Origin of the sequence: Halorubrum shenae (assembly GCF_051194165.1) — an archaeon.
Lineage (GTDB): Archaea > Halobacteriota > Halobacteria > Halobacteriales > Haloferacaceae > Halorubrum.
Genome location: NZ_JBLZNI010000018.1, coordinates 22,170 through 45,414, shown reverse-complemented (window position 1 = coordinate 45,414; position 23,245 = coordinate 22,170). Strand labels below are relative to the sequence as shown.

The 23,245-nt window shown below is 65.8% G+C and carries 27 protein-coding genes and 1 pseudogene; 14 read left to right on the top strand and 14 right to left on the bottom strand.

The features are described 5' to 3' along the window. On the top strand, positions 1 to 882 hold an 882-nt coding region (locus ACNS88_RS15345), incomplete at its 5' end, for an RNA-guided endonuclease TnpB family protein (RefSeq protein ID WP_435099404.1). Positions 883 to 930: 48 nt separating this feature from the next. On the opposite strand, the gene ACNS88_RS15340 is transcribed toward ACNS88_RS15345, so the two are convergent. The 4 genes from ACNS88_RS15340 to ACNS88_RS15325 form a co-directional block, all read right to left on the bottom strand. After that, the gene (locus tag ACNS88_RS15340) at positions 931 to 1,476 is read right to left on the bottom strand and encodes a DUF1684 domain-containing protein (protein ID WP_435099402.1); all 546 of its coding nucleotides are present in this window, start codon (positions 1,474 to 1,476) and stop codon (positions 931 to 933) included. Between the two features lie 79 nt (positions 1,477 to 1,555). Further along, on the bottom strand, positions 1,556 to 2,257 hold the full coding sequence (locus ACNS88_RS15335; RefSeq protein WP_435099400.1) for a helix-turn-helix domain-containing protein: 702 nt from the start codon (positions 2,255 to 2,257) through the stop codon (positions 1,556 to 1,558). A gap of 116 nt (positions 2,258 to 2,373) precedes the next feature. Continuing rightward, entirely contained in the window at positions 2,374 to 2,652 is a 279-nt protein-coding gene (locus tag ACNS88_RS15330; RefSeq protein WP_435099398.1) for a DUF7521 family protein, read from the bottom strand. After that, positions 2,649 to 3,044, bottom strand: coding sequence for an ArsR/SmtB family transcription factor (locus ACNS88_RS15325; RefSeq protein WP_435099396.1), 396 nt, complete (start codon positions 3,042 to 3,044; stop codon positions 2,649 to 2,651). Before ACNS88_RS15325 ends, ACNS88_RS15330 begins: the two co-directional genes overlap by 4 nt. Before the next feature lie 173 nt (positions 3,045 to 3,217). Here ACNS88_RS15325 and ACNS88_RS15320 point away from each other — a divergent pair, with 173 nt between their 5' ends. From ACNS88_RS15320 to rnhB, 3 genes are all read left to right on the top strand, one after another. Then, the gene (locus ACNS88_RS15320; RefSeq protein ID WP_435099394.1) at positions 3,218 to 4,852 is read left to right on the top strand and encodes a potassium channel family protein; all 1,635 of its coding nucleotides are present in this window, start codon (positions 3,218 to 3,220) and stop codon (positions 4,850 to 4,852) included. 113 nt (positions 4,853 to 4,965) lie between these two features. Further along, entirely contained in the window at positions 4,966 to 5,337 is a 372-nt protein-coding gene (locus ACNS88_RS15315) for a 30S ribosomal protein S8e (RefSeq protein WP_435099392.1), read from the top strand. 71 nt (positions 5,338 to 5,408) lie between these two features. Beyond that, positions 5,409 to 6,113, top strand: a complete 705-nt coding sequence (gene rnhB, locus ACNS88_RS15310) for a ribonuclease HII (protein ID WP_435099390.1) — start codon at positions 5,409 to 5,411, stop codon at positions 6,111 to 6,113. 15 nt (positions 6,114 to 6,128) lie between these two features. On the opposite strand, the gene ACNS88_RS15305 is transcribed toward rnhB, so the two are convergent. The 3 genes from ACNS88_RS15305 to secF all read right to left on the bottom strand — a co-directional run bounded on the left by ACNS88_RS15305 (position 6,129) and on the right by secF (position 9,520). After that, positions 6,129 to 6,872 carry a TMEM165/GDT1 family protein gene (locus ACNS88_RS15305; protein ID WP_435099388.1) on the bottom strand — a complete coding sequence of 248 codons (744 nt, stop codon included), beginning with the start codon at positions 6,870 to 6,872 and terminating at the stop codon, positions 6,129 to 6,131. Positions 6,873 to 7,049: 177 nt separating this feature from the next. Continuing rightward, entirely contained in the window at positions 7,050 to 8,639 is a 1,590-nt protein-coding gene (locus tag ACNS88_RS15300) for a preprotein translocase subunit SecD (RefSeq protein WP_435099386.1), read from the bottom strand. Next, the gene (gene secF, locus ACNS88_RS15295; RefSeq protein ID WP_435099384.1) at positions 8,639 to 9,520 is read right to left on the bottom strand and encodes a protein translocase subunit SecF; all 882 of its coding nucleotides are present in this window, start codon (positions 9,518 to 9,520) and stop codon (positions 8,639 to 8,641) included. The genes ACNS88_RS15300 and secF overlap by 1 nt, the downstream gene beginning before the upstream one ends. A gap of 154 nt (positions 9,521 to 9,674) precedes the next feature. Here secF and ACNS88_RS17665 point away from each other — a divergent pair. Then, positions 9,675 to 9,905: pseudogene (locus tag ACNS88_RS17665) on the top strand (DUF7968 family protein); the annotation flags it as partial. A gap of 41 nt (positions 9,906 to 9,946) precedes the next feature. Here ACNS88_RS17665 and ACNS88_RS15290 read toward each other — a convergent pair. The 3 genes from ACNS88_RS15290 to ACNS88_RS15280 form a co-directional block, all read right to left on the bottom strand. Continuing rightward, positions 9,947 to 10,417 carry a DUF5812 family protein gene (locus ACNS88_RS15290; protein WP_435099382.1) on the bottom strand — a complete coding sequence of 157 codons (471 nt, stop codon included), beginning with the start codon at positions 10,415 to 10,417 and terminating at the stop codon, positions 9,947 to 9,949. Positions 10,418 to 10,508: 91 nt separating this feature from the next. Further along, positions 10,509 to 11,264 (bottom strand): DUF2064 domain-containing protein, encoded by a 756-nt coding sequence (locus ACNS88_RS15285; protein WP_435099380.1) that lies wholly within the window; start codon positions 11,262 to 11,264, stop codon positions 10,509 to 10,511. Between the two features lie 73 nt (positions 11,265 to 11,337). Further along, entirely contained in the window at positions 11,338 to 11,934 is a 597-nt protein-coding gene (locus ACNS88_RS15280) for an NUDIX hydrolase (RefSeq protein ID WP_435099378.1), read from the bottom strand. A gap of 131 nt (positions 11,935 to 12,065) precedes the next feature. Between ACNS88_RS15280 and ACNS88_RS15275 the strand changes: the two genes are divergently transcribed. Next, positions 12,066 to 13,490 (top strand): ATP-binding protein, encoded by a 1,425-nt coding sequence (locus tag ACNS88_RS15275; RefSeq protein ID WP_435099376.1) that lies wholly within the window; start codon positions 12,066 to 12,068, stop codon positions 13,488 to 13,490. A gap of 125 nt (positions 13,491 to 13,615) precedes the next feature. After that, positions 13,616 to 14,005 carry a hypothetical protein gene (locus ACNS88_RS15270; protein ID WP_435099374.1) on the top strand — a complete coding sequence of 130 codons (390 nt, stop codon included), beginning with the start codon at positions 13,616 to 13,618 and terminating at the stop codon, positions 14,003 to 14,005. On the opposite strand, the gene ACNS88_RS15265 is transcribed toward ACNS88_RS15270, so the two are convergent. Beyond that, on the bottom strand, positions 13,978 to 14,553 hold the full coding sequence (locus ACNS88_RS15265) for a class I SAM-dependent methyltransferase (protein ID WP_435099372.1): 576 nt from the start codon (positions 14,551 to 14,553) through the stop codon (positions 13,978 to 13,980). The genes ACNS88_RS15270 and ACNS88_RS15265 overlap by 28 nt on opposite strands. 82 nt (positions 14,554 to 14,635) lie before the next feature. On the opposite strand from ACNS88_RS15265, the gene ACNS88_RS15260 reads away from it, so the two are divergent. Next, entirely contained in the window at positions 14,636 to 15,280 is a 645-nt protein-coding gene (locus ACNS88_RS15260) for a GNAT family N-acetyltransferase (RefSeq protein WP_435099370.1), read from the top strand. A gap of 8 nt (positions 15,281 to 15,288) precedes the next feature. On the opposite strand, the gene ACNS88_RS15255 is transcribed toward ACNS88_RS15260, so the two are convergent. The 3 genes from ACNS88_RS15255 to ACNS88_RS15245 all read right to left on the bottom strand — a co-directional run bounded on the left by ACNS88_RS15255 (position 15,289) and on the right by ACNS88_RS15245 (position 17,630). Then, positions 15,289 to 15,822, bottom strand: coding sequence for a TspO/MBR family protein (locus tag ACNS88_RS15255; RefSeq protein WP_435099368.1), 534 nt, complete (start codon positions 15,820 to 15,822; stop codon positions 15,289 to 15,291). Positions 15,823 to 15,909: 87 nt separating this feature from the next. Beyond that, the gene (locus tag ACNS88_RS15250; RefSeq protein ID WP_435099366.1) at positions 15,910 to 16,950 is read right to left on the bottom strand and encodes an AI-2E family transporter; all 1,041 of its coding nucleotides are present in this window, start codon (positions 16,948 to 16,950) and stop codon (positions 15,910 to 15,912) included. 83 nt (positions 16,951 to 17,033) lie between these two features. Beyond that, positions 17,034 to 17,630, bottom strand: coding sequence for a DUF6149 family protein (locus tag ACNS88_RS15245; RefSeq protein WP_435099364.1), 597 nt, complete (start codon positions 17,628 to 17,630; stop codon positions 17,034 to 17,036). Between the two features lie 119 nt (positions 17,631 to 17,749). Here ACNS88_RS15245 and ACNS88_RS15240 point away from each other — a divergent pair, with 119 nt between their 5' ends. The 6 genes from ACNS88_RS15240 to ACNS88_RS15215 all read left to right on the top strand — a co-directional run bounded on the left by ACNS88_RS15240 (position 17,750) and on the right by ACNS88_RS15215 (position 22,695). Next, on the top strand, positions 17,750 to 18,328 hold the full coding sequence (locus ACNS88_RS15240) for a DUF1684 domain-containing protein (protein WP_435099362.1): 579 nt from the start codon (positions 17,750 to 17,752) through the stop codon (positions 18,326 to 18,328). Positions 18,329 to 18,470: 142 nt separating this feature from the next. Beyond that, positions 18,471 to 19,712: an NAD(P)/FAD-dependent oxidoreductase gene (locus tag ACNS88_RS15235; protein ID WP_435099360.1), complete on the top strand. Its 1,242-nt coding sequence runs from the start codon at positions 18,471 to 18,473 to the stop codon at positions 19,710 to 19,712. Positions 19,713 to 19,907: 195 nt separating this feature from the next. Beyond that, the gene (locus ACNS88_RS15230) at positions 19,908 to 20,096 is read left to right on the top strand and encodes a DUF7979 domain-containing protein (RefSeq protein ID WP_435099409.1); all 189 of its coding nucleotides are present in this window, start codon (positions 19,908 to 19,910) and stop codon (positions 20,094 to 20,096) included. Between the two features lie 84 nt (positions 20,097 to 20,180). Next, positions 20,181 to 20,597 carry a DUF7124 domain-containing protein gene (locus ACNS88_RS15225; RefSeq protein WP_435099358.1) on the top strand — a complete coding sequence of 139 codons (417 nt, stop codon included), beginning with the start codon at positions 20,181 to 20,183 and terminating at the stop codon, positions 20,595 to 20,597. A 104-nt stretch (positions 20,598 to 20,701) separates the two neighbouring features. After that, complete coding sequence (locus ACNS88_RS15220) at positions 20,702 to 21,424, top strand: MogA/MoaB family molybdenum cofactor biosynthesis protein (RefSeq protein ID WP_435099356.1); 723 nt, start codon at positions 20,702 to 20,704, stop codon at positions 21,422 to 21,424. Positions 21,425 to 21,879: 455 nt separating this feature from the next. After that, complete coding sequence (locus ACNS88_RS15215; RefSeq protein WP_435099354.1) at positions 21,880 to 22,695, top strand: hypothetical protein; 816 nt, start codon at positions 21,880 to 21,882, stop codon at positions 22,693 to 22,695. The last annotated feature ends 550 nt before the right edge of the window (positions 22,696 to 23,245 follow it).

Below are 23,245 nucleotides of genomic sequence, written 5' to 3'. Positions count from 1 at the left end.
CGTCTTCGGCTCGAAATCGTTGGCGACCCGAACTGGCCCGACTACGAAGACCAAGGCCGACTAGAACTGTGGTACGACGAGACTAATAGCACCTTCCGAGCTTCGCAACCCGTGACTGTTTCTGACGAGACACGGGACACTCCACTGGCCAATGAGAAGGCCGCTCTGGATATTGGCGCAAACAATCTCGTCGCCTGTACCACCACAACCGGCCAGCAGTACCTCTACGAAGGCCGTGAGTTGTTCCAGCGATTCCGCGAGACAACGCGAGAAATCGCCCGGTTGCAGTCGAAACTTAAAGAAGGCCGATACAGTAGCAGACGTATCCGGCGGCTGTACCGGAAACGGACTCGTCGCCGCGACCACGCTCAAGAGGCACTGTGTCGTGGCCTGCTGGAACGGCTGTACGCCGAAGGTGTCGATATCGTGTATATCGGTGGCCTGACCGACGTGTTGGATACACACTGGTCAGTCGAGGCGAACGCCAAGACCCACAACTTCTGGGCGTTCAAACAATTCACCGAGCGACTGGCGTGTACTGCCGAGGAATACGGCATCTCGGTGGAAGTCCGGTCAGAGGCTTGGACCAGTCAGGAGTGCCCGCAGTGTGGTTCGACAGAGCGAACGACACGGCATCAGGACACGCTCACCTGCCCGTGTGGGTTCGAAGGGCACGCTGACCTCACGGCGTCAGAAACGTTCCTGAGACGGCACACAGAGAAGGCAGTCAGGCCGATGGCACGGCCCGTGCGGTTCGAGTGGGACAGTCACGAATGGCTGGAGTCACCACGCTCTCACGAAAGTCCCAAAGAACAGCGCACAGACCCGAGTACCGTCCACCGTGACGGGAATGTTGCCTCCGGGGATTCTCAAACAGTCTGAGACTCCCACGCCGGCGAGGAAACCCCGTCGTTCACGACGGGGAGGATGTCATTCGACGTCCGGCGTCTTCTCGCCCGCGGGGACAACGATCTCCAGCCAGTTCTCCTCGGGCGGGAGCGGGCAGGAGAACGTCTCGCTGTACGCGCAGAACGGGTTGTACGCGAGGTTGAAGTCGATCGTCACCGCGTCGCCGTCGGCGATGTCGCCGTCCGGCTCCAGCTCCATGTACCGCCCGTTGTGGTACGTCTGCTGGCCGGTCGTCTTGTCGCGGAAGGGGACGAAAACCGCGCCGTCGTCGCCCTCCTGTCGGTAGCCCGCGAGGGCGTGTTCCTCGCCCCCGACTTCAAACGCAAACGTGACGATCCGGAGGTACCGCACCGGGTTGCTCGCGGTGGTCTCCATCTCGACCGGCTCGGGATCGTCGTGGACGGTGACGGTCGCCTCGACCCGGTAGTCCGCGTCGGGCGCGAAGTAATCGAGCCCCTCGAAGTCGTCGCGGCTCTCGGGCGGGATCGGGGACTGCGGGTGTTCGGCGAAGAACTCGTCCTTCTCGCGGCGGTTCGCGCGGAGGCGCTCGGCGTAGTCGTCGGTCATACGCGCAGCGAGGGTCGCCGGGGGTTTCAGGCTCGCGGTCCGGGGACGGGCCGTCTTCGACGCACCTGCGACGGCCGCCTCACAGCGCTTGCAGGTCAGCCAAACAGTCGTCCAGGTCACGAGTCGAGGTCGCCAGCGAGAACCCGTCGACGCGAGCGAGGTCGGCAGCGTGGTCCCACAGGTCGCCGTCCTCGATCCCATGGAGCACGACCGCGTTCGGCGTCGGGCTCACGACCCGCAGCGCGACCAGCGGCGACTCGCCGCGCGTGACGCGGGTGAACACGAGCGCGCGGTTCGTCGACTGCCCGTAGAGCCGGTAGAACTCCTCGCTCGAGAGACGGGTGATCGCCTGTATCGAGTTGATGACGGTGTGGCCGTTGACGTGGTCCTGCTCGCCGCGCACGATCTCCGTCGCCCCCATCGCCTCGTAGAACTTCTCGAGGGGAACCGCCGTCGAGTACTCCCGGAGGTCGTGGACGATGTCGCTCTCGAAGCCGGCGGAGAGCACGCGTGCGTACTGGCGAAGGCGCCCGCCGCCCCGTCGCTCGTCGATGTCCAAGAGCCCTTCGACCGTCCGTCGAACGACGCCGATTCCCGGGCTCTCGCGGCGTCCGCTCTCGTAGTCCGAGACGACCGACGAGGAGACGTCGAGCTGATCGGCCAGCTCCGTTTGGGAGACGTCGAAGTCGGTCCGCCACTTCCGGAGCGTCGCCCCGGGGTCGTCGCTGAGCGTTATCTCGCCGGCGATCCGGCGAGAGAGCTCCTCACGTGCGTCGCTCATAGCCCGATCTGATGACGGAACGCTGCAAAAGACTACCGAAACCGAGGTTCGTCGAACGTCGATAGCGGGGGAGGGCGCGACGGGGACGCGACGGGGATGCGACCGTCCCGCCCGCACTACTCCATCGACAGCGAATAAACGATAACGCCGAACCCGATCGCCGTCAGCAGGCTGTTGATCGCGATCCCGACGACGAGTTCCGATCCGATGACCTGGTGGGAGACGCCGCCGATCAGCGCCCCGACGGTGACGACACCGAAGCCGATACCGAGCGCGCGCAGCGAGGGGTCTCCGGTCCGGCGGAACGCCCGAAGCGCATAGTAGGTGATGCTGCCACCGAGTACGAGGATGGCGGTCTTTGCGACGATGATGATCAGGTCGATATACATAGTCATGTTTCCTCGCGAAGTTCCGACCACAGGTCGGCCAGCCGTTCGTCCCGGGTCCGGTCCGGACGGGTGAACTCGATCGCGAACTCGCGGTCGTTCTCCTCGCTTTTTGCCCCGTCGATCGAGACGGTCACCGTCTCGAACGAGACCGAGTAGCGGGTCGTGTGTTGCCCGTCGCGGCGAATGTCCGTCGACTCCGACAGCAGGGACGCCTCCGTGAGCAGCTCCAGTTTCCGGTAGGTCGTCGACAGCGGAATGTCGCACTCCTCCGACACGTCGCTCGCCGTCTTCGGCTCGGAGAGTGCCGACACGATCCGCCGTGCGTCGTCGTCCGCCAACGCATCCAGCACGTCGTCGACCGACGGTGGCTCGCTCTCGCGCGACGGATTCCGCACCATACCTATCCGTTCGCCCGCCGGGACTTAAACCACCGAGCTTCGGAGCGGACGCCGACCGGTTCCCGGCGGCCGCCGAACGCACCCCGTTTCGCCGAACGCACCGTGTTTCGCCGGACGTTCCCGTTTCGTCGAACGCAACCTGTTTTTGTGTCGGGATGCCATATCCCGAACCAATGAACTCGTGGAAGCGGCGGGTCGCCGGCTACTCGGCCTTCGTCCTCTTCGTGCTGATTTTCACCGCAGTCGTCTACCAGTACGGGATGCGGGTGTACGAGGGCGATCCGCGGACGATGATCGAGGCGCTGCGCTTCTCGATCGAGATGTTCACGACGACCGGGTTCGGCGGGGACTCGCCATGGGAGAGCCAGCAGCTGAACGCGTTCATCGCCGTGATGGACCTCGTCGGCATGGTGCTTCTGATCGGGGCGCTGCCGGTCGTGGTGACACCGCTCTTGGAGGAGGCGTTCTCGACGACCGTTCCCACGTCCCTGGACGAGGAGCTGTCGGGTCACGTCGTCGTCTGTTCGGACACGTCGCGGTCGGCGGCGCTCATCGAGGAGCTCGACTCCCAAGAGATCCCCTACGTGATCGTCGAGCCGAACGCCGACCGAGCGGTGCAGGTGTATGAGGCAGGCCGGACCGTGATCCGCGCCGATCCGGAGTCCACGGACGGACTCGCTGCCGCGAATCTTCCGGACGCGCGGGCACTGGTAACCGACGTCTCCGATCAGGTAGACGCGAGTATTGTGCTCGCCGCGAAGGAGCTGTCGCCGGACGTGCCCGTCATCAGCGTCGTCGAGGACCCCGACCGCGAGCGGTACCACCGACTCGCCGGCGCGGACGAGGTGCTTTCGCCGCGGTCGCTGCTCGGCGAGAGCCTCGCTGCGAAGGTGACGACGGCGCTCCAGACCGACCTCGGCGGGGCGGTCTCCATCGGCGACTCTCTCCAGCTCGCGGAGGTGTCGATCCCGCACGGAAGCTCGCTCGCCGACTCGACGCTCGCCGACAGCAGGATCCGCGAGCGCGCCGGCGTCAACGTGATCGGGGCCTGGTTCAACGGCGAGTTCGACGCGGCGCCACCGCCGGACGCGGCGCTGTCTGCCGGGACGGTGCTGCTCGTTTCCGGGCGGGCGGATCAGCTGGAGCGGCTCGTCGAGCTGACGAACTCCGCCACTCGGCGGTTCGGCGCGGGTGAGACCGTGGTTATCGGATACGGGCAGGTCGGGCGGACAGTTACGGAGGAACTCGTGGACGCGGACCTCCCGGTGACCGTTGTCGACCGCGAGGAGATGGACGGCGTCGACGTGGTCGGCGACGCGACCGAACCGGAGACGCTGCGCGCCGCTGACATCGAGACGGCGCAGACCGTCGTCCTCGCGCTACCGGACGACACCACGACGGAGTTCACGACGCTCGTGATCCGGGACTTAGCGCCGAACGCGCAGGTGCTTGCCCGCGTCGAGGAGGCCGAGAGCGTCCGGAAGATGCACCGGGCGGGCGCCGACTACGTCCTCTCGCTCGCGACCGTCACCGGGCGGCTGTCCGCCTCAACCGTCGTCGAGGACCGCGACGTGCTCTCGCTCAACCAACAGATCGAGGTCGTCAGGAGTCGCGTCCCCCGGCTCACGGGACAGACCCTCGGCCGGGCGAACATCGGTGAGGCGACCGGTTGCACCGTCATCGCGATCGAGCGCGGCGACGAGACCCTGACGGAGATCGGCCCTGACACGCGGATCGGCGACGACGACGAGCTTGTCATCGTCGGCACCGACGAGGGGATCCGAGAGTTCGAGCAACGGTTCATGTGACCGATCGCCAAGTGGCGCATGGGTGCGTCCAGCCCACCGTGCCGCCGGTCTCGGCGGCCTCGGGGCCGACACGAGTCGAACGCTTCAAGTATTCGCTGGCTGTTCGTACCTGTATGAAAGACCAGGGACGCTCCACGCGCAAGCGGACGGGCGGTCGACTGAAGCACGCCTCGAACAAGAAGCGCCACCAACTCGGCCGCGAGCCGGCCGAGACGACCGTCGGCGAGACGCGGGTCCAGTTCATCGACTCACGCGGCACCGAGCAGAAGGTCCGCGCGCTCGCGACGAACGTCGCACAAGTCGCCGACGGTGGCGAGGTCAGCGAGGCCGACATCGAGAACGTCGTCGACAACCCCTCGAACGTTAACTACGCCCGCCGGAACATCGTCACCAAGGGCGCCATCATCGAGACGTCCGCGGGACGCGCCCGCGTCACCTCCCGACCCGGCCAGACCGGTCAGGTCAACGCGGTTCTCATCGACTGAGCGGCCCGCCGCCTGACGCGCGCCCGATCGCTTTCTGAACCTATTTACCGTTCCGAGACGACGAGCGACGCGTGTATCTCGGCGTCGACGAGGCCGGGAAGGGCCCCGTACTCGGACCGATGGTAGCCGCGGCGGTACTGGCCGATCCGTCGACTCTCCCGGACGACGTGGACGACTCGAAGCGAATCACGCCAGCGCGGCGCGAGTCGATCGACGCCGCGATCCGCGAGGCTGACCGCGTCGCCGTCGGCGTCGCGTTCGTCGAACCCGCCGAGATCGACCGCCCGGACACGGACATGAACACGCTCACCGTGCGCGGGCAGGCGCGGGCGGTCCGCGCCGCGCTCGACGGGAGTCTCGCCGCCGGCCTCGACGAGCCGATCCGGGTCGTCGCCGACGCGGGCGACACCAGCGAGTCGCGGTTCGCCCGTCGGCTGGCCGAGTTCGTCGCCGACCCCGGCGACGACACCGCCGATACCGACATCCCTGCGGTCGACGTGGCAGCCGCCCACGGCGCCGACGAAGACGATCCGATAGTCGGTGCCGCGAGCATCGTCGCGAAGGTGGCCCGCGACGAGCGGATGGCGACTATCGACGCCGACTACCTCGCGTACGACGGCGTCGGGAGCGGCTATCCGAGCGATCCCACGACGCGGTCGTTCCTGCGGGCTTACGTCGACGACCACGGCGACGTCCCCGACTGCGCGCGGCGCTCGTGGGCGACCTGCGACGACGTGCTCGCGGCCGCCGAGCAGGCCGGGTTAGACGAGTTCTAGCGGACCCGCAAAGAGTTAGAAGAGCCCCGACGCGGCCGCCGTCACGGCCCCGATAAACGTCTCCCAGAGAGAGAATCCGGCGACGATGAAGAGTACGGTGTCGGCACCGAAGAAGGCGAACAGTACTGCGGACGCGAGGTGCGCCCGTCGCATGTCGAACCGATGGGCGAACGTGTGGAAGAAGTACGCGTTCGCGAGGCTGATCGGGATGATCGCCAGCATCTCGCCCAGCCAAATGGCGGAGGTCGCGCCGTACTGGACGGCCAGCCCGATCGTCACCAGCTGGGTCTTATCGCCGAACTCACCGGTGGCGGTGAGTACGAAGATCGGCAGGAATCCGCCGTACGACCCGGCGTAGCGGTCGAGCGGGCCCGGAAGCGTCACCGATTCCAGCGCGGCGAGGGTCGAATCCCGCGGCTCCGGATCCGAATCGGTCGTCTCCAAGCCGCCGTCGCCGTCGACGGTGAGGCGCTCCGAGGCTTGGTCCGGCATCGACCGGTACAGCAGGTACGCGAAGACGAAGAACAGCGCCGCGGTCACGGCGTCGAGCACGATGCCGGGCAGCGCCGACTGCAGGGCTTGGCCGAAGGCGATCTCGACCGCCGTCCAGCCGGCGAACGCCGATCCCGCGGCCGCGACGACCACCTTCGGGTCGTATCGGGTCGACAGCGCGGCGATCATGAACTGCACCTTCTCGCCCGGCAGCACCGCGAGCTGGGCGACGAACGCGACGACGACGATCTCGGGGAAGGGCGTCACGCCGGATACTCCACGCGACTCCGCCCGCGCGACCGCTGCGGCTCCGGAGCGGGGTCCGTCGGAGCCGTCGCGTCGGGTTGGTTGTGAGTCACGTTTGAGCCGCTCTCGATATGGGGAACCGCGTTTGCGTTCGAAAGGCAGTCGCGGAGGGTCACCTCGTCTCTCGCGCTCCGATCCTCACCGGATCGTCAGTAGGCGACGCAGGATGTCGCCGTACGCGGGGCGCGTGATCAACACGCCGATCAGGACGCCGAGGATGGTGAAGATCGCGAACCCCGACAGGTCCCCGAGCGACAGCACCATCAGCGGTGACATCGCGACGATCGTCGTCGCCGCAGCCGCGCCGATCACCCAGAAGGCGCGCCGGAAGCGAGAGTCGAACACCTTCTTGGAGTTCACGTCGCCCTCGCTCATCACCTCGTCGGCGATGATCACGAGGTCGTCGACCCCCGTCCCGACGACCGCGATGAAGCCGGCGATCACGGCCAGTTCGAGGGGATAGCTCAACAGCGCGGCGAAGCCGAGCAGCGCGTACACCTCGGCGAGCGCCGTGACGATCATCGGCAGCGCCACCGCGGGCTCGCGGTAGCGGAGGAACACCATGCCGGCGACCGCGAACACCGCGAGGACCCCCGTCACCAGTGAGTAGTTCTTGTAGTTCTCTCCCTGTGACGCCGAGATGGACCGCGAAGTCCCCTGTCCGCTGATGTCGAGGTCGGCCGGGAGCGCGCCGGCACGCAGGTTGATGGCGATCCGCTCGGCCTCGGCGAACTCGCCCGTCGTAAGCCGGAACCCGCCGTCGGTGGCCCACGAGCCGCTCGCCATGCTGTCCGCGAGGCCCGGGTCCATCCCGAAGGAGTTGACGACCTCGCCGTCGACGGTGAGCAGGAGACACGGTCTGCTCACGTCGTCCGGGTTCTGGCTGTAGTCACACTGGTCTCCCGGACCGTTGTACGCCGCGGCGAACCCGCGGTCAGCGACCGCCTGCTGGAAACTATGGGCGGGCGACTGCTCGCCCTCCGGAGCCGTATTCCGGACCGTCACCGGCACGTACGCTCCGGTACCTCGCTCGCTCTGGGCCGCGGAACCGAGCTCCGCGAAGTCGTCCTGTGTCAACACCTCATCTTGGATAGCGGTCCCGTTCTCGGTCGGGTATGCGATGTCAATCTGGACGGTCCCGCGTTCTTCGAGGAGACTAGTCACGCTGCTCCGGTTCTCTCCGGGTACCTCAATGAGAATGAAGTACTCGCCGGTGAGCGACTGGACCTGCTGGACCGTTCCGCCGGAGAGGCCCGTCTCGTCGATCTTGTCCTCGATGACGCGCTGTGCGACGTCGCGGGTCTCCTGTGTCACGCCGTACCGAACGTCCTCGTAGGCGTATCCCGAGGCGTCCATCGCTTCCCGGAACTGTGCTTCGGTGACCGACGGCTCAGTGACGTCGACGGCGCTCTCCGCGGGCACCGCAGTGATGTCGCCTGCCGAGGCGTTCGCCAGCTCGCCGGCGATCGCGCTAGCGACCTCGTTCGGTTGGTCGCCGTCGAAGTCGACCTCAGTCGCTGTGTACCCGACGAGGGGGGCGCGGACCCGCGTCCCGCCCGCCAGGTCGAGCCCGTATTGGAGGTTCGTGATCCCCTGTTCGGCCTCGGAGACGTTCTCGCCGGGGGCGGTCTGGGGGCCGAACTGCGGCGCGAAAAGCGCCACCGTCGCGCCCAGCACGACGACGACTAAGAGCAGGATTCGCCAGTTGTTCTTAATGGATTCGAACATCAGCGTTTCACCCCCTCGAACTTGTACCAGCGAAGCAGCGAGACGTTCAGCAGGTACGTGTTCATCAGGTCGGCACAGAGCCCGACGGAGAGGATGATGCCGATGTTCCGGAGCAGGTCGACGCCGAACAGCGCCGCGACGATAGCCATCACGATCATCGCCGCCATCGACGTGAGCGTCATCGTCACCCCGGTCCGCATCGCGCGGCTTACAGACTCGTAGAAGTCACCCGTCCGGCGCAGCACGGAGTTGTTCAACAGGATGTCGGAGTCGACGCTGTAGCCGATGATCATCAGGAGCGCCGCGATCGTTCCGAGCGTCATCTGGATCCCGAGGAGGTTCATCACCGCGATGGGGACCACGAGGTCCGAAAACGCCGACGCGACGACCGCGATCGACGGGACGAACGTCCGGAACAGCGCGAACACGAGCACGCTCATCCCGAGGAAGGCGAGCGCGACGCCGTAAATCGCGGTTCGGGCCGTGTCGGATGCGAAGCTGGGGGACACCTGATCGATCGCGGTCGTGGAGAGCCCGGCCTCGTCGGCCTGCGCGGACAGGTCGTTAGCCAAGCCTTCCGGGTCCTCGTCGGCCGCCCGGAACGTCACTATGTACACGTCGTCCGCGGGAATCGACCGGACCGAGTCGGGCTGCCGCTCGAACGCGGTCTCGATCTGCTGTTCTACGTCGCCGCCGTCGTCGGCGATCCGAAGCTCCACGCCGCCCGTGAACTCCAACCCGAGGTTCGCCGGCGCCCCCGTGACCAGGTACCACCCGCCGATGATCGCGAGCGCGAGAACGAGGACCGCGAGTGGAATCGCCACGAGCTGCCGGTTCGAGTACTCGGTGTAGTTGACCTCCGGTACCTCGATCGCTACCATAAATACCGCTTCCACCGCGGGCGCGAATAAGCCTTCTTACTCACCGCTTCTCGCTCACCCGCGGCTCCGCCTTCGACCGCTCCCGTTTGCGACCGACCGTGGAGCGATCCGTCGCGCCGAAACCCATTAGCTGGCGGATATCGTAGTTGAACCCATGGGACAGAATGCCAGCCGCGTCGTCCTCTCGTACCCGGAGGGACTCAGCGACTGGGGACGCGATCAGGTCGAGACGGACCGCTACCGGGGCCACTTCGCTCGGGTCCTCGACCGCATTGCCGTCGGAGACGCCCGTGAGGAGTTCGTCGACGTCGGCTGTTGCGGCGACAGCCTCGACGTTCCCTTCCGCGTCGAACGGATCGAGGTCGACGGCGATTCGGTCGACGCGGCGACCGGGAGTGACCGTGCCCTTCGGCTCCGAGGCCGCGCTCAGGGCATGTACCGCACACTGACTACGCCCGGCTCCGACCGGATTTCGACGCGGTTCACGCCGAGTCGGGCCGCCCGCGAGAGCGTCGCCTCGCGGTCGTCGATCACGTCCGCGACCGCCTCCGTGGTGTCGTCTTCCGGCGGCGTCAACACGTGGATCTCGCCGACGCCCGCGCGGTCCTCGCGGGCGAGCTCGCCGGGATCCGTCTCGGCCGCGAGTTCGCGTTCGTGGACGGTCGGCGGCTCCTCGCTCTCCTCGATCGAGAGAGACCGCCGCTCCGCGACCTCGACGACCTGATACGTGACTTCCATCGGGGGGTTCGGGGCGACGGTCGCTTCCAGTGCGTCGTCGAGGGCGAGCTCAGGATTCGTGCTCAGCGTGTGTACCTGGCCGTCGTGGACGTCTTTCAACACCGCGGAGTCGCTCTCGGCGTGCGTGACGAGGAACGTGCTCTCCTTCTCGTCGGTCATTACCGGTCGGAGGCGACGGAGCCTTATCGGGGTTTCGAGCCGCGCTGCTCGCGGTTTTACGCACCGGGAGCCCGGACACCGGACCGTCGCGTCAGTCCCGAATGACCCGCGGGTCCCCGTCTTCGACGATCACGTCGAGGCCGTGTTCGTGGACGAACGCGGCGGTGTAGTCGGGGACGACGCGCTCGGCGGCGAATCGGGCGCGGAGCAGGGGGACGGCGTCGAGCAGGTCGTCGCCGTCGACCATCGAGGGCGAGGACGCCAAGAACTCCACGTCGAGGTCGGCGTCGGCCCCGCGTGCCGCCAGCGTCGGGAGGCTGGGGGCCTCGAACGCACCCTCGAAGTCGATCGGCGCGGTGAAGCCGGCGTAGTAGGTGCGCCCGCAGGTGGAGGGGCCGAGGACGACCTCGTTGGTCCGGAGCTTCATCGCGGCCGAGTCGATCACGGTCCGCGACAGCATCGGCGCCTGCGGGGTGACGATAGCGACCGAGTCCGCGTTCTCCTCGCGGAGCAGGTGGGTGACGGTGTTGCCGGCGCGCGCGCCGAACGACGACCCGACCTGTCGCTCGAAGCGGACCTCCTCGGTACCGCCGAGGGTGTCGGCGACGAGGGTTCGCAGCTCGGCCTCAGGGGGGGTGTCGGTGCGGTGCTCGGCGGGGAGGTCGTCGTCGACGGGGTAGTTGACGAGAAGTTCGCCGCCGGAGCGGTCGACAGCGAGTACGGCGTCCCGGAACAGCGCCTCGTACAGGTCGGCCGCCTCGGCGGTCGACAGCGGCGTCGACTCCGCGAGTCCGGTCCCGACGAGCCCCTCGCGGGGCGGCTTCGCAAGCACGGCGACGACGGTCATACCGAACGGAGTCGCCCGCGCGCCTTCAAGTCGCCGCTTCCGCTGCGTTCGCGGGGACGCTCGGCTCGCCCGCTCAGGAGAAGTCGCGCCGCATCGCGATCTCGAACCACGGGCACAGGCGGAGCTGCCGGTAGAGCGCCGGGTTCTCGTAGAGGTGGTCGTAGTCGGCCCACAGCATCCCGCCGATTTCGTCGTCGTCGGGATCGAGCGAGGTGTCGTCTAAGGTCACCTTCAGCACCGAGCAGACCTCCCACTCGACGCCCTCGTTGGGGTAGTAGCGCTTGTACTCGAACTTGTCCGTCACCCGGAGGTCGTCGTACTGATCCGGGGTGATTCCCAGCTCCTCCGCTAAGCGCTGTTCGGTCGCGTCCGCTTGCGACTGTCCCTCGATCGGGTGGGAGGCGACCGTCCCGTCCCAGTGGCCGTCCCACAGCCGTTTCGTGGGCGCGCGCTGCGCCAACAGGATTCGGCCGTCGGTGTCGTACACGAGGCAGGTGAACGCTCGGTGGCGGATCCCGTCGCCCGTGTGGGCGTCGAGCCGGTTCACCGTCCCCTGCTCGTCGTCGTCGGGATCGACGGCGATCACGTCTTGGAGCGCGTTCTCGTGGTCCGCGTCGGCGTCGGCCTGACCGGCGGAATCACCGGCGGCGGCCGCGTCGTCGGAGCTCATGCGACGTAGGTCGACCACCAGGGCTAATAAGCGTTCGATACGTCGGCAGCGAGTCGGCGGTGGTTGTCCACCACGCACATATCGGCCGCGGTTCGACGCGCTTAACCGCCTCCCGCGGCTACATAGCCCGGATGAGTGACCCGGCGCTCGACGTCGTCGAGTTCGTGTTGACGACGCACCTCTACACCGAGAACCGCGACCTCGACGAGAACGACCTGCCGCCGCGCTTCCGGCAGGTATTCTGGTCGCATGACGCCACCGATGACGCCCCGGTCGGCGTGGAACGGCCGCTCAAGCCGACGAGCGAGAGCACCCGGACCGCGACGGGTATCGATCACCCGTGGGACGCCGTCTCCGACCTGCTGTTCACCCAGCGGACGGAGTTTTCCGGCGAAATATCGCTGACCCAGCCGGCGATGGCGCTGGAGTGGTACCGCGACCACGCCACCGACGATCGGATCGCCGAGAACCCGACGATCGTCGCCGCGCTCGAGCTCGCGGAGGACCTCGACGCGCCCGTGACCCACGAGGAGGCGCGCGACAGCGTCCGACCGATTCAGGCGGATCGCGTCTGGATCGACGCCCTGCTGGAGGAGTACTTCGACGAGGACGAGGACGGCGAGATGCTCGACCTCGTCAACGTACAGGCCCCCGAGGAGATCGAGACGACGCTCGCGGACCTCGTCCTCACCGGCGATCAGGAGGGCGAGATCCAGAAGATCGTCAAGGCGATCGAACACCGAGAGTACCTCGCGCAGATCGGGCTTCGCGAGATCGGAAAGCTCCTGTTCGTCGGCCCGCCGGGGACCGGAAAGACGACCGTCTCGCGGGCGCTCGCACACGAGCTCGGTATCCCCCTCGTCGAGGTGAAGATGTCGATGATCACGAGCCAGTACCTCGGCGAGACGGCCAAGAACGTCGAGAAGACGTTCGAGGTCGCGAAGCGGCTCTCGCCGTGTATCCTCTTCATCGACGAGTTCGACTCGGTGGCGAAGACCCGGCGTTCCGACGAACACGCCGCGCTGAAGCGCGCGGTCAACACCCTCCTCAAGTCGATCGATGAGGTGTCGCTCGTGCGCGACGAGGTCCTCTTGATCGGCGCGACCAACCACCCGGACCAGCTCGACGCGGCCGCGTGGCGCCGCTTCGACGAGATCGTCAACTTCCCCAAGCCGGACCGCGACATGCGCGCGGACATCCTCCGGGTCGTCACCCGAGAGATGCAGATCGCCGACTTCGACCCCGAGGAAGTCGCCGACCGGACGAACGGGCTCACGGGCTCGGACCTCCGAATGGTGCTTCGCGAGGCGGTCCTCGGCGCGCTCACCGAAGACCGGATGACGATTACGCAGGAGGACGTGATGGAGGCCGTCGAGGACTTCGAGGAGCGCGACAACCTCAAGAACATGGACATGATCGACGGCGAGGGCGCCGAGGTCCTCGGCGAGACGGACCCCGACGGGCAGGACCACACCCACGACGACGAGGGCGACGGCGGATCGCACGGCGAGGACGCTGCCCACGACCACGGCGCACACAGCCACTCGCACGACTAGGGCGCGCTGAGAGAGCTTGAAGAAGTTCAGACGAGTGAGTGTTGCAGTTTGGTGGCGTCGATACGATATTTAAGTGAGTATGAGCGACGGCGAAGGTTGCTTATAAATGAACGCGACGTGATGCGGTGGCGCGCGCCTCCGAGCGGCCGTTTATAAACGGCCGCGAGGTGCGCGTGCGAGGGAGGCGGCGGGCCGGCGCGGACAGAACCGCGCCGGCCCGTCCGCCGAGGCTGGGGAGGTGTTCGGTGCCGATCCGGTGTCAACGACTTCTACGCGAGCGGCTGGGCTTTGCAGGTGTTCACTCCAGAGTCGTCGATCACGGATACATAGCCGTCAGCGATGTCTCGTTCTCACTTATAAACAACGACGCCACTGCATCGATATCCCCACTCCCGCTGTCGGTCAAGAGGCGATCGTCGCTATCCAACGTCTGCGACGACATCGACGCGTGTCCCGGTCTCTCCGTCACGGGCCAGATTCGCGTCCCTCACTCTCGCACGCCGACGACCGTGTAGCCGAAACCGCGGTCGACGATCCGCGGGTCGAACCCGGCGTCGGCGAGCGCCGCGGCGAGGTCGTCGGGCGATCGGAACTGCGACTCCATCCCGATCGCGTGTTCGCTCGCCACGAGCCCCCGCCCGAGCGGGTGCGTCGGGTCGAACTCCCGGATCACGAGCGCGCCGCCCGGAGCAATGACGCGCGCGGCCTCATCGATCGCGGCCGTCTGGTCGGGCAGGTGATGAAAGGCGTCGACGATCGTCGCCGCGTCGACCGACCCGCCGCGGAACGGGAGTCGCCCCGCGTCCCCGCCGACGGCCGAGAGCCCGCGATGTGCCCGAGCACGCGCCAACATTTCGATCGAGGCGTCGACGACGGTGATCTCGGGGCCGGTCAGCGCGGCCGCCGCGCGCCCCGAGCCGCCGCCGATGTCAAGCAGCCGGTCGATCGGCCGCGTCGCGTGGGCGAGCCCCGCGGCCAGCGCCTCGCCGTCGGCCGGCGGCATGACGCGGTCGTACAGCGGAGCGATCCGGTCAAAGAAGCGAACGTCGCCGAGGCCGTACATGACCGTTATCAGCGACGGAAGTATTTAAAAGCCGTTCGCGACGAGCCGCGCACATTTGTATACCCGCACCGTACCGGCCGCCATGGAGTACGCGTTCGTCGGCGCCCCGGGCTCGGGAGCGACGCTGCGGCTCGACTACCGCGCGTTCGCCTACGCCGGCAAGTTCGTCGTGGGCGCTCCGGGCAAGGCGGTGTTGCGGACTCCCGACGGCTCGCCGGCGGTCCCGGAGTGGGAGCCAGACGAGCCACTCCCGCCGACCGTCGAGGCGAGCGAGTTCGACGACGACGTGGTCGCGGCCGTCTCCTTCTCGCCCGACCGGACCGACCCCGACTGCTGTCGCCTCCGGTACGTCACCGTCCACGTCGCGCGCCGCGGCGAGGGGCTCGGCCCGCGTCTGATCGATCGGATCGTCCCTCGACTCGCGGCCGACGGCTACGACCGGGTGAAGATCGCGGTCAACAATCCGTTTGCCTACGCGGCGCTTTATAAATGCGGCTTCGCGTACACGGGCGAGCGGACCGGTATCGCGGAGCTGGTACTCGAACGTCCCGCAGCCGAGCCGGCTGCGGGACGCGGGGCGGGCGGAGGAGGCGACGCGAGCGGGGAGAACAAGGCAGATGGAGACCGGTACCGGGCGGGGTTGCACGCGTTCCGCGACGGCGACCGCACCCTCGATCCGGCAGAGCGGGAGTTCATCGCGGCGCGGCTCGGAACATGCGGGGAGTAGCCGATCTGTTAGTTCAGCGTCCAGATCCCGTAGTTGAGCGCGGTCGCGAAGCAGATCCACGCGAGGTACGGGACGAGCAGGAGGGCGGCTCGGCGGTCGACCCGGTCGAAGGCGACGATCGTCGCGACGACGAGCGGGAGGAGCGCGATGAGCACGACGAGGCCGAGGTCGGCGCGTTCGAGCCCCCAGAAAACGGGTGACCATCCGATGTTGACGACGAGCTGAGCGCCGAACAGCGCGAGCGCGATTCGGGCGTCGCGGGCGAGTCGTGGCGAGCCACCGACGTTCTCCTCTCCCTCGCGCCCGCCGAGGTAGACGAGCGCGGCCGCGGCGCCGATGAGCGCGTACAGGATCGGCCAGACGACGCCGAACGCCCAGCTCGGCGGGTAGTACGCCGGTAAGTCGAGCCCGGCGAACCACGCGCTCTCGGTGGCGGTGAAGGGGACGCCGAGCGCGCCGAGGAGGTTGACGGCGACCGCGGCGCCGACGACGAGCAGGGCGTCACGCCGGTCCGGGAGGCGCGGGCCGACGGAAGTAGTCATAAAGATCGATAGGTGCGCGAGCGATTTAAAGTGACCTCCGCGTGCCGTCTTAAAAGGGACCTCCGCGTGCCGTTTGGCCGCGTACCGTCAGATCACGTCGTAGTCCTCCCGGAACGTCTCTAGCGTGGCCGCGAGCACCCCGATGACGATAGGGCCGACGAACAGCCCGGTAAAGCCGATGGCGTAGATCCCGCCGAACACGCCGAGGAGGATCACCGCCGGGTTCAGGTGCGCCTGCTGGTCAATAACAATCGGGCGCGCGTAGTTGTCCACCATCGCGATGACGAGAACCCCGTACACCGCGAGGAATACGCTCGCAGTCACCTGATCGATCGCAAAGAGGTACGCCGCCGCGGGTCCCCAGACGAAGAACGCCCCGACGAGCGGTACCAACGCTAACACCGCCATCACGAACGTCCAGAAGATGACGTTCGGTATCCCGGCCGCCCAGAGCCCGAATCCAGCGACGAGCGCCTGTAACAGCGCCACGACGATGTGGCCGATCACCACCCCGCGAGTCATCGCGTCGACGCGGTCGACGAGGTCGGCGGTGACGTTCGACGGGAGCGGACTCGTCGCCCGGAGCCACCGCACGAACGCCGGGCCGTCGATCAGCGTATAGTAGACCAAGAACAGCGCCAGCGAGAGCCCGACCGACGCGCGAATCGCCGTCGTGACGACGCCGCTGAACCCGCCGAACAGCGTGTTGGCGAGCACCTGGCCGGCGGTCGCGAGGAAGTCGCCGACCTCGATCTGCTCGCCCGTGAGCGCCGCGATCTCCGTTTCAATGGCCTCGACATCGATATCGGTGTTCCCCCGTGCGATCGCCGTGAGGTCGCGGACGAACACCCACGAGATATACGCGAGCGGCAGGATGACGGCGACGATCGACGAGGCGATCAGCGTCAGTGCGGACAGCATGTATCCCAGCCGACGCGCAAGCGACGCGCGGAGCCGACCGGAGAGCGCCTTCCGAAGCCACCGAGAGAGCCGCACGTGAAACGGGAAGAGGACGTACGCGATGATCGCGGAGGCGATGACGTACTCGATGAACGGGCTGATGACGTACAGCGTCAGGAGCGCGACCGACCCGATGAGGAGGAGGAGAAACGATTGCCCGCGGTTCATGCCGGCCAGTCACACCGCCGTCGTATAAACGTGGGCGGCGGCTTCGGGTGTATCGACGCCGCCGCCGGACCGCGAACTCTCCGTTAGGCGCTCGCTTCGTCCTCGTCGAGCCCGGGCGCGGCGGACGGGTCGACCTCGTCCGGCTCCTCGGTCTCGCCGCCGACGACCGTCTCCCCGTCGTCGGTCTCGACGTACACATCGTCGGCGAAGCCGGCCAGCGCGTTCTCGTACTCCGCCGTCTTCAGTTTCTCGGGGGTCTCGGGAGCGTCGACGACGCCCTCCGCGGGCCGGAACTCGCCGAGCGGGTCGTCGATCGTGATCCCGTGTTCGCCGAAGAAGGACTCGTAGCGACGGTAGTGCTCCTCCAGTTCGTCGCCCGGAATCTCCATCATCTCCGTCCATCCGTAGTTGAAGAAGTCGAAGTTGGCCTGCACGTGGGTGATCTCGCGGGCCTCCGCCTCGGCGAAGCCGGTCTCCAGAGCGGCGACGTAGGTGTCCATCGTCGCGTCGAAGAAGCTGTCGAGGTGGTCGCGGCGCTCCTCGCGGCGGTCCTCGTCTGCCTTGTTGAGGAAGATGCTCGTGTGGAGGTCGACGAGCTTGTCGTTCGCTACGTCGCCGACGACCGGCGTCGTCAACGCCTTCTTGGCGGCCCAGTGACGGATGTTCTGCCGGATCTTCATATCCACCGTACGGGAGCGACGACCTTGAATCTGTGGCGAGGCGATCGCCGCTCGGCGTCTCGGAGATACCGATCTCTCCCGGCGAAACCGTTATTGCACAACACACACAATATAAATGTATGGTCGAAACGAGCCCCAGCGACGACTGGGCCGCACAGATCGAGGCACAGCGGCAGGCGAAACGCGAGCAGTTCCGGGACTCGGGGCGCTCGCCGCTCCCGGTCTCGATGCGGGGCGACGCGTTCCCCGGACTGGCGCACTTCGAGCCGGACTCGGCGTACCGGTTCGTCCTCCCGCTTCACGAACACGACGAGAAGGAGACGGTGACCGTCGAGACGACCGCCGACGGCGAGCAGACGTACCGCCGCTGGGGGGAGTTCCGGTTCGAGGCCGACGGCGAGTCGGTGACGCTACAGGCGTATCGGCCGACCGACGGCAGTGATCGCTTCTGGGTGCCCTTCCGCGACGAGACAAACGGCGAGACGACGTACGGCGCGGGACGGTACCTCGACTTGGAGCCCGACCCCGACCGCGTCGACGGCGAGTGGGTCGTGGACTTCAACGTCGCGTACAACCCGACGTGCGCGTACAACCACGCGTACGAGTGCCCGCTCATTCCCATGGAAAACTGGCTCGACGTACCGATCGAGGCGGGCGAGAAGGAGTTCCCTGCAGCGCCCGCCGGCGCCGACAACTGACGGGGTCGGCGTCGAAGAAATTGCGCCGAGCGACCCGGTGTCGAGAGACCGTCGATCGCCTCGTGAAGCCGGTTTGCGGTGAATTCGCACGGGTCAGGCACGGATGACAACCCACATTAACCATGAATCCGAACGCCCGCGTATGAGCGATTCGTACGTGATCATCGGTGACGGTATCTCGGGCGCGTCCGCGGCCGAGACGCTCCGCGAGGAAGCGCCCGACGCCGAGATCACGGTACTCACCGACGAGGGGGAGTCCCTCTACAACCGGATCCTGATCAAGGAGTACGCGAAGGGGAAGCTCCCCGAGGCCCCGATATCGATCCACCAGGAGTCGTGGTACGACGACCACGATGTCGACCTCCGACTCAACACGGTCGTCGTCGACATCGACGTCGAGAACGACACGGTCCACAGCCACGAGGGCGAGACGTTCGAGTACGACACCCTCCTGCTCGCGATCGGTGGCACCCCCCAACAGCTCCCGGTCGGCAACGCGGATGCCGACGGGATCCACCACTTCTGGACGTTCCAAGACGCCCGCAAGATCAAAGAGAGCGTCGAGGGCGCTGACCAGGCCGTCATCGTCGGCGCCGGACTCCTCGGCATCGACTTCGCAGCCATCTGCGGGGCGCAGGACGTTGAGGCGAAGTACCTGATGCGCGGCGACAACTGGTGGCGCTACGCGCTCTCCGAGGAGGGCGCGGAGATCATGCACGACGCGATGCGCGAGCGCGGCGTCGAGCCCGTCTTCGGCTCGGGCGTCGACCACTTCGAGGTCGACGACGACGGTTACGTTGAGGCCGCGGTCGATCCGAACGGCGAGCGCTACGAGTGCGACTTCGCCGGCGTCGCCATCGGCCTGAACTTCAACACCGAGCTCGTCGAGGACACACCGCTGGAGCTCGAGAACGGCATCGTCGTCGACGAGTTCATGCGCACCAACGTCGACAACGTGTTCGCCGCGGGCGACATCACCACGTTCAACGACCTGATCCTCGGCGAGCAGGCGAAGAACGGCTCGTGGGGGTCCGCCAAGGAACAAGGCACGATCGCGGCCCGCAACATGATCGATCACGGCAGCGAGGCGTTTGAGTGGGTCTCCTCGTACTCGATCACCCACTTCGACTTCCCGTTCCTTTCCTTCGGCCACCCGACGCTCGGCGACGACTCCGCCGAAGCGACGACAGCCGAGGGGGAGTGGCGGCGCGTCGCCCTCAAGGACGGCAAAGTCGTCGGCGGCGTCCTCATCGGCGACCTCTCGCCGCAGTCCGCGTTCAAACAGCTCATGCGCGAGGGTCGCGACGTGAGCGACCAGACGGATGTTCTGATGGAGCCCGGCTTCGCCGTCGACGACCTCGCGGCGACGACCGAACAACAGTAGCCGACGACCTCGCGGCGACGCCCAGACACCAACAGTCGACGCCCGAACGGGACGGATTCGGCGGTCTGGCGTCAGGTCCCGATCGACCACCGCTCGCTTGCTGCGGCCCTTTCCGACCGACGTGCCACCGACAGGTTTATCACTATTTACCATGTTATATGTCACCATATGGCATTTCGAGAGACGAATCGGCGAATGCGGCTCCGACGTACCGGTGTGATCCCACCGGACGCGCGGGTCCGCCACTACGACGAGCTCGGCGAAGACGCCCAGATCGTCGTCAGGGAGCTTGCTGGACGACCGCGGACGGCGCCGGAAGCCGACGACCTCGACGACGGCGACGTGGTGAAGTTCACCGACTACTACCGGGTTCGCTCGCGCTGAGGAGCCGCGCGTCTCTCCTCCGCGGTCGACGGGCAGCCGCCGCGGAAACGAAGTTGTTTTCGCCCGCCGCGAGAACACCGATCTATGGACAGTGGCGGATCTACCGACATGACGCTGGCGTTCGAACTGAAGGCGTTGAAGGCCCTCGCGGACCCCAACGACGTGTTCAACAACGCCCGGCAGTGGACGGAGTACGTCGGCGTCGTCAGCGAGAAGCCGACCTACGTCGTCACGAACTTCACCCGTAAACACCGCGTGCGACAAGACTTCTTCTCGGGTCCGCGCGGCGTCGAAGAAAGCTTGGAGAACATCGCCCAGCAGTTCGACACGGACCGACACGTGTTCGTCGGCGTCGACGAGGAGGACGAGGCGATGGCCGAGGCGACCGACTGGGAGTTCCTCCACGTCGAGGACGCGGCCGACGCCGCGGGCTGGACCCTCGCCACCGAAGATTCCGAGACTGAGGCCGTCGAGGAGCCCTCGCGCGACGATTGGCCCTGATCCGGTATCCGTCGACTGGCTCTTGAGTCGGCGCCCGCCGACCGCGAATCGGGGGATCGTCACATCGGAGAGGTGTTTTTACCGTCGACAAGAAACGTTGTACCATGAGCGACGCACGCGATCACGACGAAGAAAGCGACGATCACGACGGCAGTCACGGTGAGGACCACTCGCACGGTGAGGACCACTCGCACGGCGAGGACCACTCGCACGGCGAGGACCACGACCACCACAGCCACGACGCCGACACCGTCGCGGTCGCGATCGTGACGGTCTCATCCTCGCGATCGCTGGACGACGACCCTTCCGGCGAATACATCGTCTCCGCGTTCGAAGAGGCCGGTCACGAGGTCGCCGTCCGTGATCTCGTCCCCGACGAGTACGACAGCGTGCAGGGGACCGTCGACCGGCTCGCGCGTCGGAAGGACACCGACGCGATCGTGACGACCGGCGGAACGGGCGTGACACCCGACGACGCGACTCCCGAGTCGGTGCGCGGGCTGTTCGCCAAGACGCTCCCGGGATTCGGCGAACTGTTCCGCCGACTCTCCTACGAAGAAGTCGAAACGCGGACGATCGGCTCGCGGGCGACCGCCGGGATCGTCGTCGACACCCCGGTGTTCTGTCTGCCCGGCTCCGAGAACGCGGTCCGGCTCGGCGTCGACGAGATCATTCTCCCCGAGGTCGGTCACCTCGTCGGGCTCGCGGGACGGGACGTGGAAGAGACCGGTGACGAAGCGAAGGCGAAAGAAGGCAGCGGCGACGGGGAAGAGTCGGAAGGCGGTGACGACGACGGTGAGGGGTCAGTAGACGAGGCGTCTAAGTAGCGTCCGCGTCGCTGCGGACCCTCCGGTCTGCCTTTAACCGGTCTGTTACAATCCTCAGTAGGTGATACGCGTTGCTCTCGTTGCGGTCAATACGGGGAACCACGTACCGATGTCGAACGACGACATCTCCATAACATGTCAGTAGCAGGGTGCGAGATACAGAGGGTGTAGTCAGCACGGAAGCTGCGTTATTTTCTCTATCTAAATCCTGAACCAACCGATAGAACGTGCCTGCGGACGCACCGGAATAGCAAATTACGACTCTACTGTCTGTTGGAAGGTTGTAATCAGTCCAGATTGCTTGCCTTGGAGCGTCCGCACTCCCTCTTACTCATGGGCCCGATGGAGCGATAACGAGAATCGTAGAAACAATTATATAGTCAATCGACAATCATAACAACTGTGAAACGAACAATGGTTGGGTCTAGTCTATCCGAGTTCGGAGGCGCAGTCGAATGAGTAATACGCGATTCACCACACGACGGGGTGTACTGAAGGGCATTGGAGCCGCAGGGGTAGTTAGTACCACCGGGATGATCGGCTCTGCAGCAGCTACTGGGGGTCGGAACAAGCGATTTGTACTCAAACCGGATTTTGACGGGTTACAGGGTGGTGCCGTCGGGACTCGTAACGAATCATACTCCCTTGCAGGGTCGTGGAAGACTGGTGTCGACACGAACGGTGACGGAAACGATGACAAATTTGCGCTGTACCTTACTCCCGATGACCTGTTCCAAAACGCGGGAGACGTGACCGTTGATGACCTGACGCACGTGTCCTACCACACGAAGAAAGAAACAGAGACATCCGGGACAAATCCTTATAACGTGTATCTCCAGATTTACACTGAACAGGACGGGACTAATGACGGAAGTTGGTACGGGCACCGCATCACTGCGGAACCCTACTTCGCCCAAGATCTCGATGCCCCGGGCGGCGAGTGGATCAAGTGGTCGACGAGTGATGCCGATAATCAGCTCACGTTCTTTGATGACGCCTACGTCGGATACGGGTTCTACGGAGGCGGCCAGCCGACGCTTCAGGAACTCCAAGCAGGTTCGATCGACTGGAGTACCCGCAAGTCTGGGGCACCGTCGACAAACATCGATTACGGACAGGAGACGATCAGATACATTACGTTACAAACAGGGAGTGGCTACCCGGACTCGTTTGCAGCGTTCCTTGACACCGTCGAGATCGGGGTCTCGACCAGCGCGGGCAAAGGCAAGAAGGGGAAGGGGCAGACAGCTCGGATCGATCTCGAAGCCTGACAGCGCTCTACCGAGATATTCGTTGTGCGCTTTTGTGAAGCAGGTTGTTGGTAGCGATGCTCTGGTCTAGAGTCGGAGGAGAGAACTATCACCTCACCTGATGATAGTCGGCTTCTTGCTTTTGCTAGTCGTTTTTGGACCGGCCTCGGTGATTTTGCTCGATATCGTTGATGTCGGAGTGGGCGGGAACCCCTATTGGTGACACTCGATATCGCTGCCATAGCGATACTTGTTGTCGGATACCTTCTCCGGAGCGAATCTGCCACAACGGACTGCCTAGAGCCAGTGACCGTGATCGGTCTGAAGTGACCGCAATTCTATTTCTCTGGATGATACCTCAGGCTGGCACTGGTATGTGTCTCCGCTGTACTGATCGAATCGATCTATCCTGATTTCCTCACCGCGATGTGCCACATTCGCGCGTTGTGTCTTGCACAGCTATCAAAACATCTCTCTGAGCTGGCAGAAATATCAACAGCCAATCCGCCTTTTTATCGAACAGCTGTTTCAGACGGAAATACGCCTGAAAAGAGCATGTTAGCGTGGCAAA